Genomic DNA, 14,161 nt, shown 5'->3' on the forward strand with positions numbered 1-14,161 from the left:
TCCGAGAAGGACAAGTACTTTCTCGTCCTATGCGTCGACAATCCCTGCTCTCACCTGTGCTGGGTCTTGTCTTCTTTGCGGGCTGTTCTTCCACATCCTTGTCCCCAGAAACAGAGCCTGTCTTCACGACGATTGCGGACTCCGACGTCGCTGCGACGCTCCCGGACAGTGCCTGGGCCACCTCGCCCGGAACCCGCCGCATCATCTATGTCAGCAAGCAGTGTGGCATCCGCCCTTGCACGGACAGTGAGACATGCGGCACCTCGTGGGCCACGGCCTGCCGCACGCTGCACAAGGGACTCCACAAGCTGATGGCGGAGCCAGGCAATCCGAATCTTCCGGGAGCCGATGAGCTCTGGGTGAGTGGCGCGGCGGAGCCCTACTATGCCAACCACAGCTTCTACTGGGACCAGTATGGCTCCGGTACAGCGGAGCACCCCAAGGTGATCCGCGGGATTCGCAGCGAGAGCGGCCGCCTGCCCCGGATCGTCGTCTCGCCAGATGATGTCCCCTACGTCTCCCTGTCCGGCTACACGAGCGGGCGCGACCCGGTGACCCAGCAAGCCCAGCCAGCTGCCTTCACCTTCAGCGGGAGCGAGTATTGGATCCTCGAGGGACTGATCATCGACTGCAACAACATCCCCGTCTCGAACACCCGCTATGTCGGCGTCTATGCGGTGGGCAATCCCAGTGTCCGTGCCAACCATCTGGTATTCAAGCAGCTTGACATTACACGCTGTGCGAACAGCGCGGTCCAAATCTCCAGCAGCGATGACATTGTCGTCGAGGGCGGATACTTCAGGAGCAACCAGAGAAAAGAATTCGACTCACAGTCCGGCAAGTGGCTCCGGGCCGACTCCAATGGCGTGAGCATCTACGGGAGCACGCGCCGGGTCCTCATTCGCGGCAACACGGCCTATGGCAACACCGGTGACGGCGTCCAGTGCCAGGGACGGCTCACCCAGACGGCCACCAACGACGACGACCCCCAGCACATCACCATCGAGGGCAACCTCTTCTACGGCAACGACGAGAATGCCGTCGACATCAAGACGTGCCACCACGTCAGCGTCAAAGGAGCCAATCACTTCCTCGAATATCTGCCCGCCGACACCAACGGGGACGATCCCAACAATACAACCCAGTGCGGCGGGGCCGCCGTCATCGTTCACGAAGGCGCCACGCACATCCTGGTCGAGGACGCCCTCATCGAAAACGCGGGAGACGGGATCACCATCGGTAATGAGCGGTGGGAGGTCACGGATGTCATCATCCGGCGCAACCATATCCGCAACATCAATCAGAACTCCGCGATCATGGAGTCCACGGGCACCATCTTCTACAACTGCGGAGATGGGATTGGGGTCAACCGCGGTGACCGCATCGAGGTGTACCACAACACGCTCCAGAACATCGAGCGCTCGGGCATCCGGGTAGGCGTGAACAGCGGGTATGTCGGCGCGAAGAACGTGCGGGTGTGGAACAACATCATCTTCAACGCCAAGGGGAATGCGTACTATCTCAAGAACAGCAATCCGCCCAGGCGATCGGCCGAGGTAGGCGGAGCGCTCGAATACCGCATGGACAATGCGCCGGGGCTCTACAGCCAGGCCAACCTGCTCTACCGCACGGGAGCACCGGTCTCCCTGATCAAAGTCTGGCTGAACAGCGATGGCTCTCGTTCCTGGCAGCCGATGAGTCTCTCGCAGTGGCAGGCGCAGACGCCCACCTCCGCCGAGGCCCAGGGCAACCTGGACAATCCGGCCACAAGCTCGCTGCCGGGTACCCAAGAGGCGGATCCGCTCTTCCCGGAGGAGGGCGCCTATACCCTCCCAGGCTCTCCGGCCCGGGACACCGCCCTCATGGGCAGCGGCAATGAGGGCCCCCACCAGCGCTGCAACGGAGCTCCGGACAAGGGCGCCTTCGAGAGCGACTGTGGGGCCGATAAATCGGAACGCCGAGAGCGAGCCTCCCACCCCTGAGAAAAGTGGGACCTTCGCCTTTCAAGCGCCGCAGGTTCTCCCTCAGTAGAACCAGTAGCCCTCGGTCACCACCCAGAAGCGAAATGTTGTAGCTCGACACCGAGGCGAACATCCAGCCGCTCGAGTTCGATGCAGCCGCCGACGCGTTGCACATGGAGCCCGCGCACGTGACGTGGAGGGAGATCCTCAAGATCCCGCTGGCGATCGACTTCGGGAACGACACGCAGTTCAGAATCTTCGATCCCCAGATATTGGCCCAACCGAACTGCTCGATCCCGAACTCAACGTTGGAGTCGTAGGGATCCGCAGGGCAGCTCGGATGGTATGCGGAGTCAAGCTTGCCCACTGCGATGCCGATGCCCCCGCCAGGCGCGTAGCCGGCGGTGTTGCTGGCGGGCCTCAACCTCTGGGGCACCCAACTGGCCGTGCTGCCCGCCTGCGACACGGGGCGCGGCGACATCAAGCTCGGTCAGGGGGTCCGTGCCACCAAGCCCCATCCCCACTATTGGGCACCCTTCATCGCGCTGGGCCGGGCCCCCCCTGCGCTCGCTTCTCCCGCCGTCTAGGCCGGCTGTGCTGGCCGCAGGCGCTGGATGACCTCGAGCGCTTCGGTGACGTGCTTCCTGGCGTTGAACTGGGAGTTGAAGACGTGCCGGACCGTACCGCCCTGGTCGATGACGTACGTCACCCGTCCCGGCAGCAATCCCAAGGTGCTGGGGACCCCGTACTCCTTGCGGACCTTGCCACCCTCGTCGCTCACCAGGATGAACGGCAGCCGGTGCTTCGACGCGAATGCCTCATGCGAGGCCGTCGACTGGGAGCTGATACCGATGACCTCGGCACCGGCCTCCTTGAAGGACTCGTACGAGTCCCGGAAGGAGCACGCCTCCTGGGTGCAACCCGGTGTGTCGTCCTTGGGGTAGAAGTAGAGGACCACCCACGACTTCTGGAGCAGTTCCTTCAGGCGGACAGCGGTACCGTCCTGCCGTGGCAGGGTGAAGTCGGGGGCCTGCTCTCCAGTCTTGATGCTCATGGTCAAGGGCCTATCAGTGCGGGTGGGGACCCTGCGCTAGCGGCAGGGTCCGCACCCCAGCATACAGTCCGTACACAGAGAAGGGACAGGGGCACTGTTGGGTGCCCTCTGTCTGCTCAGAGCAAGGCGGGCGCCTGGTGTCTCTCAGCCCTCTCTAATAGGAGCGGTACTCATACACGTCCAGGACGTAGGAAGTGCCGTTGCGGCACTGAACGATGTACTTGCCGGTTCCGCCCCGATCCACAGAGAGCCGCTCGACCCAGACCTGACCGGCAACGAGCGCTGGAACGGAGATGGTTCCACCCGTCGGCTGAGTAGGCCCAAACACAGCACCCTCGTGGCTATACCCCGTCGCGGATTGCGCGGGACAATTCGTGCCCAAGGATGACGCACCGATAGGGCCCTGCGGACCGATGGGCCCCTGCAGACCCTGGGGACCCTGCGGACCAACAGGACCCGTGGCCCCCTGGGGACCCTGCGGACCGGTGAGCCCCTGGGGACCCTCCGGACCCTGCGGACCAACAGGACCCGTGGCCCCCTGGGAACCGGGAAGCCCCTGCGAACCCGTAGCCCCTGTGGCCCCCACGGGACCAGGCTCTCCTCGAGGACCGGCGGGCCCCTGCGGCCCCGTGGCCCCCGTGGCACCTACGAGACCGGGCTCCCCCTGAGGACCGGCAGGACCTGTGTCTCCAGTCAGCCCCCGGGCACCCCGGGCTCCGGCAGGCCCCACAGGACCGGCAGGCCCCGCAGGACCGGCAGGCCCCGCAGGACCGGCAGGCCCCGCAGGACCGGCAGGGCCCGCCTCACCCCGGGGGCCTTGCTGGCCTACCGTGACGCCCAAGGCGGAGTTGTCCTCCGGGTTGGGGCCGCGAGAAACACTGACGAGATAAGTTCCCGGATTGTTGAGCAAGCCAAACGGAATGGAGAGCGAAAGTGTCGTATTGGAATACGACACGACCGTGACGGGCATCCCTGCAAAAGCAACGGAAGGGGCCGTAGTGCCGAAGCCATCCCCGTAAACAAAGAGCCGTCCCGTGGATGCTTCGGGATACGCGGAGGTGACCAGCAGGCGGGCCGCTTGCGCCGCACTGACTCCTGGCGCGAGAGCCAAAACTGCGGCAACGAGGGATACATACATCGGGCGATGCAAACCGTGACGCAATGACATGAGCCCTCAGCTAGAAACACTGCAAGTGAAGTTGCGAGGAAATGACACTCTCCCAGGGCCTATGCAACCGAAATTAATGCTGCTGCATGTTCCACTGGCAGTGAATCATTCGAGCCGTTCCAGAGCAGTTTCAGGTGCCGCACCACCGCCGTGAGTCTGCTCACCTCAAGGAAAATGATTCATGAAATCGGCTGGACTCAGTCCAGCGTCATGTACTCCGGGTTGGACACGGAGCGGGTGATCAGCGCCGACGGCCCTCCACTGTTCACGCAGTACCCCGTGGGATTGTCGCAGCCCGCCTCAGGATTGCCCCAGGCGCTGGTGATGTTCATCCACGTCAGGCTTCCGGTGTAACTCCCTTGCGGCTGCGAGGGGATCGTCACCACGTTGTTCCAGGTGTCCCACGCCAGCCCGGCGCTCGTATCATCCGCCAGGAAGTCTCCGTTGAAGATCGTCTCATAGATGTGCCGGGCCGCGTCGGGGTACAGTCCATGGGAGCCCAGGGCCGAGAAGATCTCCGGGTGCCAGCCCGTGAAAGCCAACTGCTTGTCCCCGTAGGTGAAGGTGCCGCCCCACGCATGCTGGCTCAGGTAGACCTGCGCTGGGCGCCCGTCGACGAAGCGCACCGTCATGTGCTCCCAGTCCCCCACGTGGTTGCCAAACGTGGAGTAGCCTCCCGCGCAGCCCCACGGTGAATACCACCCGATGCACACCCGCTTGCCGTTGTTGTACGGGTAGAAGGTCCAGTAGAGCACGTCCGTGATGTTCGTGGGCTGGCCGCCCTGGGTGCGGCGGATGACCTGGGCGTAGACGGGCACGGACGTCTGATCCGGCCGCTGGCCATCCAGGAACTGCGGATCCGTGCAGGAGTCGCAACCCAGCGCCTGGTTCGTCACCAAGTGCCCGTTCTCCTCATGCACGTTGGGCAGGAAGAACTCCGTGGAGGAGGGCCAGTAGTACTCCCCAGCGGCCAGCCACACGCGAGGCGCGAAGGCCGCGATCGTGAAGCCATCCACGGGCACGCCCCTCAGCTCCTCGTTGTCGGTGGCGCTCTTGTTGATGACCTGGTGACGGCTGCCCCCATTGTCCCCATAGCTCGGCCGGCCCACGAAGGTGTTGGGCGCCAGGCCCCGGTGATCCCGCGCGACCGTCTGCCAGAGCCCCAGATCGTTCTTCGCACCCGATCCGCTGTCATCCCAGACCCAGACAGGATTGCCCGGCAGCACGTACGCGCTCTTCACGCAGCGGATCAGGTCCGTCGAGGGCTTGCCGTAGCCCTGCACCGTCACGGTGCCGAGGCAGGTGTAGCCCGCGGGAGCCACTGGCTCCCAGAAGGAGACGTCGTGCGTCCCGCCGGAGCCACTGTCGTTCCAGATCCAGTTGTAGTCGACGGGCCTTGCCAGCACATCCCCCTCGCCGCGCACCACGAAAGTGTTCACCGGCGCCGGACCATGGCCGGACACAGCGACATCCCCCAACGAGAAGAAGCCCGGGTACTGCCCGAGATCCGGGCGCCAGATGGAGACGTCGTCATCCGCTCCCGTGCCGCTGTCATCGTAGAGCCAGAAGAGCCGGCTCGCGTGCCGGACCTCGAGCCGCTGCGGGTACCGGAGGGGGGCCTTGTCCGAGCTCAGGGAGAACTCCGCGCTCTGTCCAGCCGTCGCGGTCGCCGCGACCACCCGATAGGTCCCCGGCGCCAACGGGGCGGAGATCTGCGCGTGGGTGCCTCCTCCCGAGTTGTTGTCCTGGGTGATCAGGTTGCCATTCCCATCGAGCAGATAGAGGTAGGCATCCGCCGTGGAGGTCAGCTTGAAGGTGACGGTGGCCGTCGCGCCCTCGTGGGTCACCAGGAACAGGCGGTTGCTGGGGCTCGAGGGGTTCTGGCCGCCAGAGCCCTGCCAATGGCCATAGACCGTGTTGCCATTGAAGCCGGGGTTGCGCAGCGCCTGGCGCGCCGAGCCCATCGTCTGGCCGTCACCCACGGCCTCGCCGGGCTCATCGGTAGGACCACAGCCCGTGACGGACAGGGAGGTCAGCGCAAGTGCTGCGCAGAGAGAACCCAACTGCTTGATCACCATAGAGGCTCCTGGGAGGCGTGAAGCGAGGGCTTGTTCGGGCACGGCACTCTTCAGCCCCATATCAGAATCGGCTCTTACACGTTATCAAGGTTTTGCTGGTTGACTTGGCTTACTGCGCCACACCTCGCTGGACCCTCTGGCCGGCCGCCACCTCGACGTGCTGCCCTTCAGTGGCTCCGGGCCTTCCCGCTGCCTCAGGAGCCGCTCCCTGATAATTTCCGGTGCCATGTCTGCCTCCCGTCCCTCCGCCACACGGGAAGCGAGTCCCGGAAGCCGCGACGCCCACGCGCTCGAGCGCCCTCCCCTCTCCTTGGAGGGAAGCCTCGAGCGCGTCACCTTTGCCAACGAGGAGGCCGCCTGGAGCGTGGTGAGGGTGGTGCTCCCCGGACGCAAGGAACCCATCACCGCGGTGGGCAACCTCCTGGGCGTCCAGCCCGGGGAGTCCCTGCGCCTCACCGGCCACTGGGTGCACGACCGCAAGTACGGCGAGCAGTTCCGGGTCATCTCCTTCGCCACGGTGAAGCCGGCGACGCTGGTGGGCATCGAGAAGTACCTCGGCAGCGGCTTGGTGAAGGGCGTGGGCCCAGCCATGGCCAAGCGCCTCGTGGCGCACTTCGGCCTGGAGACGCTGGACATCATCGACTCGAAGCCCGAGCGCCTGGCCGAGGTGAAAGGTTTCGGAGAAAAGCGCCGCAAGCTCCTGCGCGAAACCTGGGCCGAGCAGCGGGACATCCGCCAGGTGATGGTCTTCCTGCAATCTCACGAGGTGCCGGCCAGCTTCGCGGTGAAGGTCTACAAGCAGTACGGTGCCCGCTCGATTGACGTCGTGCGCGACAATCCCTACCGGCTGGCCATCGACGTGTACGGCATCGGCTTTCTCACCGCCGACCGCATCGCCCGTTCCCTCGGCGTGCCCTCCGACTCGCCCAAGCGCGCCGAGGCGGGGGTGCTGCACGTGCTGCGCGAGTTCTCCGAGGACGGCCACCTCTACGCACCGCGCGACAAGCTCACCGCGCGCACGGTGGAACTGCTGGCGGTACCCCCTTCGCTCGTGGAGGCCGCCATCACCCGGCTGGACGCCGCCGAGTACATCGCCGTGGAGGGAGCCAGTGCCCTGGCCCACCCCCGCCCCGAGGATGCCTGCGAGGCGGTGTACCTGAAGGCCCTCCACGTCTCGGAGATCGGCGTCGCGAACCTCCTCAAGGCGCTGTGCGCCTGGCCCTCGCGGCCCCTGGAGGTGGACGTGGAGCGGGCCATCACCTGGGCCGAGAGCCGCCAGGGCCTCTCGCTGGCTCCCGAGCAGAAGGAGGCGGTGCGGCAGGCCATGGTGTCCAAGGTGCTGGTCATCACCGGCGGCCCGGGCACCGGGAAGACGACGCTGGTCAACGTCATCCTCTCCATCCTGGAGAAGAAGGAGCGAAGAATCCTGCTGTCGGCGCCCACTGGGCGCGCGGCCAAACGGCTGGGGGAGACGACGGGGCGAGCGGCGGAGACCATCCACCGGCTGCTCGAGTACAACCCGCGCACCCACAGCTTCCAGCGCGATCGGCACCTCCCGCTCGAGGCCGACGTGCTGGTGCTCGACGAGGTGTCCATGGTGGACACCGTGCTCATGCTCAACGTGCTCAAGGCGCTGCCGCCCCACTGCCAGTTGCTGCTCGTGGGAGATGTGGATCAGTTGCCGAGCGTGGGGCCGGGCAGCGTCCTCCAGGACATCATCGCCTCCGGGCACGTGCCGGTGGTGCGGCTGAAGCACATCTTCCGCCAGGCCCAGGAAAGCCTCATCATCACCAATGCCCACCGCATCAACCAGGGGGAGCTGCCCCAGGTGCCCCCCGCGGACGCGCTGGCCGACTTCTACTTCATCGAGAAGGAGGAGCCCGAGGCGATCCTCGCGGCCCTCAAGACGCTGGTGAAGGAGCGCATTCCGCGCCGCTTCGGGCTGCACCCGGTGGACGAGGTGCAGGTGCTGGTGCCGATGAACCGGGGCCTCATCGGCACCGCGAGCCTCAACGCCGCGCTCCAGGAGCACCTGAACCCTTCGGGCGAGGAGCTCGCCCGGGGCAGCCGGACGTTCCGCGTGGGCGACAAGGTGATGCAGGTGCGCAACAACTACGAGCTCGGCGTCTTCAACGGAGACATCGGGCGGGTGGAGGTTATCGACAAGGAGGAGCAGTCGCTGGTGGTGCGTTACGACGGGCGGCATGTGGCCTACGCTTGGTCGGACCTGGACGAGCTGGTGCTCGCCTACGCCACGAGCGTGCACAAGTCGCAAGGCAGCGAGTACCCGTGCGTGGTGCTGCCCCTGCATACCCAGCACTTCACGCTGCTACAGCGCAACCTGCTCTACACCGGGGTGACGCGAGGCCGGAAGCTGGTGGTGCTGGTGGGAAGCAAGAAGGCACTGGGGATCGCGGTACGCAACGGGGAAACGCAGAAGCGTTTCACGAGACTGGCCTCCCGGCTGCGAGACTGAAGCGGTCCTCCCAGGAGCGGTCCTCACTCCCGGGCGGAGGCACACTGCGCTAGAGTCCTCTGGTTCCCGGAGGGGTCGACATGATCACCTTGCTCGTGCAGTTGGACCAGTTGCTGCGGGGAGAGTCGACTCGCCTGGAGCTGCTTCGCCGCGGGTCCATCGATATCTCGCCCGGTGCCATTGCCCTCATGTCGCTCCCGCTGAGTTTCTTCTCCGGCATCTGCATGGGGGTGTTCTCACTGACCGGGTCTGGCTCACTCGCGCCCATGCAGATCATTGCCAGCGCCCTGAAGATGCCGGCGCTCTTTTTCCTGACTCTCGTCGTCACGTTCCCTTCGCTCTACGTGTTCAACGCCCTGGTCGGCTCGAGGCTGGCGCTCTACTCGGTGCTGAAGCTCCTGGTCGCCGCCATCGGCATCATGCTGACCGTGCTGGCTTCCCTGGGGCCCATCGTCGCATTCTTCGCCGTGACCACGACCAGCTACGCCTTCATGAAGCTGCTGAACGTGGCGGTGTTCACCATCGCCGGGGTGATGGGGGGTGGTTTCCTGCTCCGCACGCTCCATCGCCTCAACCTCGCGAGCGACGACACGCCCCCTCCCGCGAGCCCCGGGGCGCCGCGCGCGCTCCCTGTCGAGCCCGGCGCCAACGTGCGCAACCTGTTCCGCATCTGGGTGGTGGTCTTCGCCCTCGTCGGCGCGCAGATGGCCTGGATCCTCCGCCCCTTCATCGGCGACCCCGAACAACCCTTCCAGTGGTTCCGTCCCGTCACTTCCAACTTCTTCGAAGCCGTGTGGCGGGCCTTCCAGAGCCTCTTCTAGGTGTCAGGCGGTGGCATGAGCGGGCTGCTCCTCCAAGCGGTCGACTTGCTGCGGACGGGAACGCCCTCCTCGCGGCATTCCGAGGCTCCCCGCGTTCGCCTGCTGCTGACGCTGATCGTCCTCTTCGGTGCGGGCTACGGCGCCGCCATGGGCAGCTACGGCGGCGAGGTGGGGCTCGGAGGCGCCCGGCCGCTGCAGATGCTCTACGCGTCCGTCAAGGTGCCGCTCCTCCTGCTGGCGACGTTCGGTCTGAGCCTGCCCAGCTACTTCGTCATCAACTCCCTGCTGGGCTTGCGTGAGGATCTCGGCGCCGCGGTGCGTGCCCTATTGGCCACGCAGGCCTGCCTCACCCTCGTCCTGTGCGCGCTCGCCCCGTTCACACTCTTCTGGTACGTGAGCTACCGGGGCTACGAGGAGGCCACGCTCTTCAACGCGCTGGCCTTCGCTGTGGCCAGTGGCTCGGGCCAGGTGCTGCTGAGACGGCTCTATCGGCCGCTGATCGCGCGTGACGTCAGGCACCGCGTACTGCTGCGGCTCTGGTTGATCATCTACGCCTTCGTCGGCATCCAGATGGGGTGGCTGCTCCGACCCTTCATCGGAATCCCCGGCACACCTACCCGCTTCCTACGGGAAGACACCTGGAGCAATGCCTATGTCTTCGTGGCCGGCAGGATCTGGGAGGTTCTCAACCGGTAGTTGGGACGTGCTACGGCATTGCCCTCGTAACAGCTACTGCGTCCAGAAGATGGACGAGGTGCGATCATTCATCGCGTCCCCGACGTAGGGGCCCCCCCGCCGCAGTCGCCCAAGGGCCCTCCCACCGCCGGGCCGTTCGGGTAGTCGTAGTGGTACGAGTGATTGCACCCGGCGAAGGACTTCGACGCGGTGATGACGGAGCTCCAGAACGAGGGCAGGTTTGTGAAGTAGCTGCCGCACCCGCCCATTGGGCGTCGTACCGGCTGAAAGTGCTCGGCGTGAAGAAGCCCCAGTAACCCCCTTGGCTATGTCATGTACGAGATTTCGGGGGAGGCATTGGTGCGCACGGAATTGGTTTCCTCCGCCTCGTCGGCCAGATGCGCCATCCCTGCATGAAACGGAATCAGCGCGGCGAGTTCTTGTGCGTACTGCGTCGCAAACCGCTTGAAGGTACCTTCAATGCTGCCCGGCACCAGTGTGAGACGCTCCACCTCTGCGGGCACTGTCTTGCCGGTCCTGTCGACGAAGTGCAGATTGACGTCGGGATAGTGCGCCGCAAGCGCCGTATTGAAGGCCCGTAGCACCCGGCGGCAGTAGGAGCAGGGGCGCTTGGTGCCGATAACCACCATTCGTGTCAGCGCCTCTCCATTCTTCAGCTTTTGTGCCAACACCCCAAGTAGGGCCTGCTCCGCATGGAGGGTCCCCTGAATGGTCTGGATGTCGGCCTTTCTGTAAATCTTCTCCCGCTTCTTGTTGTGCCAGAAGTCGAAGTTGGGAGGGTAGTATTTGCTGAGGGGGTAGAGGCCCTGGCCTGCCCTGTAGTTGGCCGCGAAGTACAGGGCCCCGTTGAGGATGGTGGCCTGGACCTCCATGATGTCCTCTTCCTTGTTGGCGCGGTCGTAGACGAATTTGGAGGCGACCTTGAGGAAGGTCGCCTCGGAGAGAGCCTCTCCTTCGGGCTGTAGCTGAACCAGGGCCCCAGCGGGCACTGGCTGCCAAAGCGTGTCATGCATCGCTGCCACGGACAGAGGTGCCTCCTCCAGGCGCGAGTCCAGGAGATGCCCGCCGCGCACCAGTCTCGCGGCCGCCCGCCGCCCCATGCTGTCCGCCTCGGCCTCGAGCGCCGCATCCTGGAGCACCACCCCGCTGCGGCCCCAGCGGCCGCGCGCCCGCCCCGTGCGCTGCTGGAGCACATGCGTGAGCTCATGCCCCAGTAACTCCAGGCCGCGCCCCGTCCGAGCCGAGTACTCACCGGGCGCGAAGTGGATGTCGGAGCCAAGGGTGAAGGCCCGCGCCCCCAGGGCACTGACGTGGGGCCCCACAAGGATGCGCACGTCAGAGAAGTCCGCATCAAAGAACTGCTCCATGGAGCGGCGCACGGACGGAGGCAGTGGCCTCCCCCCCGTGGGCAGCAGGAGGTCCTCGGCCAGGGCCGTCACGTTGCCTGGCCGAGAGGTTTGCATCGGTTTGTGGGGATGAGGCACGGCGTACCTCCTGGAGGAGGCGGTCATCGTACCTGGGGGAAAAGAAGCGACAAGAATCCAGGCTCTGAGCCAGAACACGCCTGTTCGTCGGAGAGCCTCTGTCATCTGGAACGGCTCCGCCTGCCGGCGTGAGGACCTAGGAGGTTCTGTGTCCTTACCCTACCCCTCACCTCCTCGCTCTCAGGGAAGCAACTGGATGTCGTCGACGTAGAGCGAGCCCTGGTCTCCGCCCGACTGGTCCTGGAGGTAGAACTCCCGAAGCGTGCCAGTGCTCACACCGAGGGCGCTGAACGGGATGACGATCCGCTGCCAGGTGCCCGGAGTGATGGCGTGGCCCAGGGCGCCACGTCCAGACGGCGCTCTCCGAGCACATTCGAGCCATCGGTGAGCAGCACTCGCGCGATCTGCCCGCCGTTACGGATGCCCTCGGTGCCAAGGTAGTAGGTCGCGGGGATGCCGCGTGCGTTGAGCGCCGGGCGCGCCGCAGTGAACTGCGAGGGCCAGCCGTCACTCCTTGAGCTCCGCAGCAGGGGTCATCGCACGATAGCGGTCTCCGTGATCATCTTGGCGATCCATTGCATGTAGTAATGCGTGCTCGTATACGTTGACGTCCCTCCGATGCTCACACTCGAGAGGATACCCACGAGCTGATTCTCACGAAAGCAACCTCCCCCGCTATCGCCACATGCTGCTAAAGCTTGACTCTGATCGGAGATTTGAAACACCTGTCCACCTTCTCCCGTATCAGAGACCGTATTGTTGCCGAAGCGGCGGGTTGGAACGGTGTCCCGATAGGCGCACTGCCCCTTGCCATCGACCTGATCCACACCGAAACCCGTGACAGTGATGCTGGCGCCTGGGCTAACTCCGCCTGGATACAGTGAAGCGGAGGAAATGGCCTGTGCCACCGCTTGAGTAAGCCGAATCACTGCCAGATCCGCATTCGCTGATACAATCTTCTCCTGGCCATCCATCACCCTGAGCACGATCTTGAAATCGGGGTGAGGCAGCACATCGCCCTCGTACGCCTTGAAATCGCCTGGCTTGTTTGGCTCCGAGGAAGAGTAGACCGCCGTTTGAATGAAGGCCCGCTTCAAACAGGACTTGAGGTCTCTGATCTTCGCGTCTCTATCCCAGCGGGCATTTCTGCACACACAGTGAGCTGCAGTCAGGATCAGCCTTGGATGGAGCAGCACTCCACTGCAGTACGGTCTGTTGTCCCCGTTTTTCGTGAGCGCAACCACCGATGAGTACGTGTTGCTGGCATCCCAGATACCGGGTGGCAGAACTGCAAGAACTTCGTCGCGCCGGGTTCGCGGAGCAGCCGCAGGTTGCTGCGTGGCACAACCACCGCACACGCTCACCATCAGGGCCGTCCATAGCCACCGCGCAGGCCAAACTCAAGGGATTGCCATGTGATCCTCGCAGCATTACTTCATGCCACCGTCCATGCGCGGTGGGATGGTGATTGACTTCTGGATTTGAACGTTGAGCCACTCGCGATACAGGTGGACGCTCGTGCATCCCGGCATAGGCCCTGCCCCCTTACCGGATAAGCCGACGAGAGACATCCCCGTCTTGTCTTGGCGCAAGCACAGTTCTCCACTGCCCATGGTCAACGGTTCGCCATGCGGGGCAAGCACCATTTCATCAGCACCTCCAGCGGGGAGTCTTTTGACTTCCTTTTGGCCTGAACGCCTGACCCCATGAATGAAATCGGTAGCCGCATCAAGACCGTATCCCGCGACACGGATGACTTCCCCCAATTTGACCTCAGAGTCCGCGAGGCGAACGGACATGGACGGATCTTCCACGGGGCTGTCCAAAAGAGCAACGGCGAGATCCGCATGACTGGAGAGGACAAGCGGCTGGGCATCCAAGAGGATTTTCAAAGCAGGGTGGACGCTCACCTGGGCGCGATACGTCTGGGCTCGAAATCCTGGAGGACCGTCGGAGCTTTCCGCTCGCGGAAAATAGGTGATCGTTGTCACCTCCATCTCTTCCGCACACGCCACCCCATCAATCACAAGCTGGGCATCACTTCCTGGCTCCACGAGTGAATGCCGCGGGCACACACAATGGCCAGCGGTCAGGACCACTCTTGGGCTGATAAGCACGCCAGTGCACTTGAATGTTTCCCCTCCGTTCACAGAGGCCGCCACCATGGTGGCAAATGCGAATTGATTCTCCAGGTCCTCCACGCCATCGGAGAGGTCAATCCGATCGTCAACAGGCAACACCTCACCCTCACGCAAGTTGGGCGATGAGGCATTCCCTCCATCCACACCGGATGGGCCTGCCCCTGCATCGGCGGCAAGTCTGGAGGCGGTGGAGCGCGAGGCGCATCTGCCGTAGGCGAAAAGCCCTCCCACGCAGAGAGTTGCGAACACAATCGCCTTCCAAGTTCCGCGCATGCCCATGGC

10 protein-coding genes and 1 pseudogene are annotated in these 14,161 nt (G+C 64.5%); 5 read left to right on the forward strand and 6 right to left on the reverse strand.

The window, feature by feature from the left end; translation table 11 throughout:
• Positions 1-98: 98 nt before the first annotated feature.
• Together DB31_RS10940 and DB31_RS10945 are read left to right on the forward strand one after the other, a co-directional pair.
• Positions 99-1,982, forward strand: a complete 1,884-nt coding sequence (locus DB31_RS10940; RefSeq protein ID WP_044185978.1) for a right-handed parallel beta-helix repeat-containing protein — start codon at positions 99-101, stop codon at positions 1,980-1,982.
• A gap of 380 nt (positions 1,983-2,362) precedes the next feature.
• Positions 2,363-2,548 (forward strand): annotated as a pseudogene (locus tag DB31_RS10945) (hypothetical protein); the annotation flags it as partial.
• Here DB31_RS10945 and DB31_RS10950 read toward each other — a convergent pair.
• The 3 genes from DB31_RS10950 to DB31_RS10960 all read right to left on the reverse strand — a co-directional run bounded on the left by DB31_RS10950 (position 2,545) and on the right by DB31_RS10960 (position 6,261).
• The gene (locus DB31_RS10950; protein ID WP_044185981.1) at positions 2,545-3,015 is read right to left on the reverse strand and encodes a peroxiredoxin; all 471 of its coding nucleotides are present in this window, start codon (positions 3,013-3,015) and stop codon (positions 2,545-2,547) included. The pseudogene DB31_RS10945 and the gene DB31_RS10950 overlap by 4 nt on opposite strands.
• A 154-nt stretch (positions 3,016-3,169) precedes the next feature.
• Positions 3,170-3,343: a hypothetical protein gene (locus DB31_RS50430; protein ID WP_240486650.1), complete on the reverse strand. Its 174-nt coding sequence runs from the start codon at positions 3,341-3,343 to the stop codon at positions 3,170-3,172.
• A gap of 1,037 nt (positions 3,344-4,380) precedes the next feature.
• On the reverse strand, positions 4,381-6,261 hold the full coding sequence (locus tag DB31_RS10960) for a Vps62-related protein (protein ID WP_240486626.1): 1,881 nt from the start codon (positions 6,259-6,261) through the stop codon (positions 4,381-4,383).
• Positions 6,262-6,571: 310 nt separating this feature from the next.
• Between DB31_RS10960 and recD2 the strand changes: the two genes are divergently transcribed.
• The 3 genes from recD2 to DB31_RS10975 all read left to right on the forward strand — a co-directional run bounded on the left by recD2 (position 6,572) and on the right by DB31_RS10975 (position 10,254).
• Positions 6,572-8,737, forward strand: coding sequence for an SF1B family DNA helicase RecD2 (gene recD2 / locus DB31_RS10965; protein WP_044186290.1), 2,166 nt, complete (start codon positions 6,572-6,574; stop codon positions 8,735-8,737).
• A gap of 80 nt (positions 8,738-8,817) precedes the next feature.
• Positions 8,818-9,558, forward strand: a complete 741-nt coding sequence (locus tag DB31_RS10970; RefSeq protein WP_044185983.1) for a hypothetical protein — start codon at positions 8,818-8,820, stop codon at positions 9,556-9,558.
• 15 nt (positions 9,559-9,573) lie between these two features.
• Positions 9,574-10,254 (forward strand): hypothetical protein, encoded by a 681-nt coding sequence (locus DB31_RS10975; protein ID WP_044185985.1) that lies wholly within the window; start codon positions 9,574-9,576, stop codon positions 10,252-10,254.
• A 305-nt stretch (positions 10,255-10,559) separates the two neighbouring features.
• On the opposite strand, the gene DB31_RS44690 is transcribed toward DB31_RS10975, so the two are convergent.
• From DB31_RS44690 to DB31_RS46440, 3 genes are all read right to left on the reverse strand, one after another.
• A complete protein-coding gene (locus DB31_RS44690; protein WP_240486627.1) occupies positions 10,560-11,738 on the reverse strand; it encodes an eCIS core domain-containing protein in 1,179 nt (392 codons plus the stop codon).
• A 533-nt stretch (positions 11,739-12,271) separates the two neighbouring features.
• Positions 12,272-13,105 carry a trypsin-like serine protease gene (locus DB31_RS46435; RefSeq protein ID WP_083968121.1) on the reverse strand — a complete coding sequence of 278 codons (834 nt, stop codon included), beginning with the start codon at positions 13,103-13,105 and terminating at the stop codon, positions 12,272-12,274.
• Positions 13,106-13,168: 63 nt separating this feature from the next.
• Complete coding sequence (locus DB31_RS46440) at positions 13,169-14,158, reverse strand: trypsin-like serine peptidase (protein WP_169787030.1); 990 nt, start codon at positions 14,156-14,158, stop codon at positions 13,169-13,171.
• Between the last annotated feature and the right edge of the window lie 3 nt (positions 14,159-14,161).

Source organism: Hyalangium minutum (assembly GCF_000737315.1).
Classification (GTDB): domain Bacteria; phylum Myxococcota; class Myxococcia; order Myxococcales; family Myxococcaceae; genus Hyalangium; species Hyalangium minutum.

What these genes read in the sequence shown, in the direction of transcription:
- DB31_RS10950 (WP_044185981.1), bottom strand. Translation starts at nt 3,015, where the DNA reads ATGAGCATCAAGACTGGAGAGCAGGCCCCCGACTTCACCCTGCCACGG.
- DB31_RS10960 (WP_240486626.1), bottom strand. Translation starts at nt 6,261, where the DNA reads ATGGTGATCAAGCAGTTGGGTTCTCTCTGCGCAGCACTTGCGCTGACC.
- DB31_RS10970 (WP_044185983.1), top strand. Translation starts at nt 8,818, where the DNA reads ATGATCACCTTGCTCGTGCAGTTGGACCAGTTGCTGCGGGGAGAGTCG.
- DB31_RS10975 (WP_044185985.1), top strand. Translation starts at nt 9,574, where the DNA reads ATGAGCGGGCTGCTCCTCCAAGCGGTCGACTTGCTGCGGACGGGAACG.
- DB31_RS46435 (WP_083968121.1), bottom strand. Translation starts at nt 13,105, where the DNA reads ATGGTGAGCGTGTGCGGTGGTTGTGCCACGCAGCAACCTGCGGCTGCT.
- DB31_RS46440 (WP_169787030.1), bottom strand. Translation starts at nt 14,158, where the DNA reads ATGGGCATGCGCGGAACTTGGAAGGCGATTGTGTTCGCAACTCTCTGC.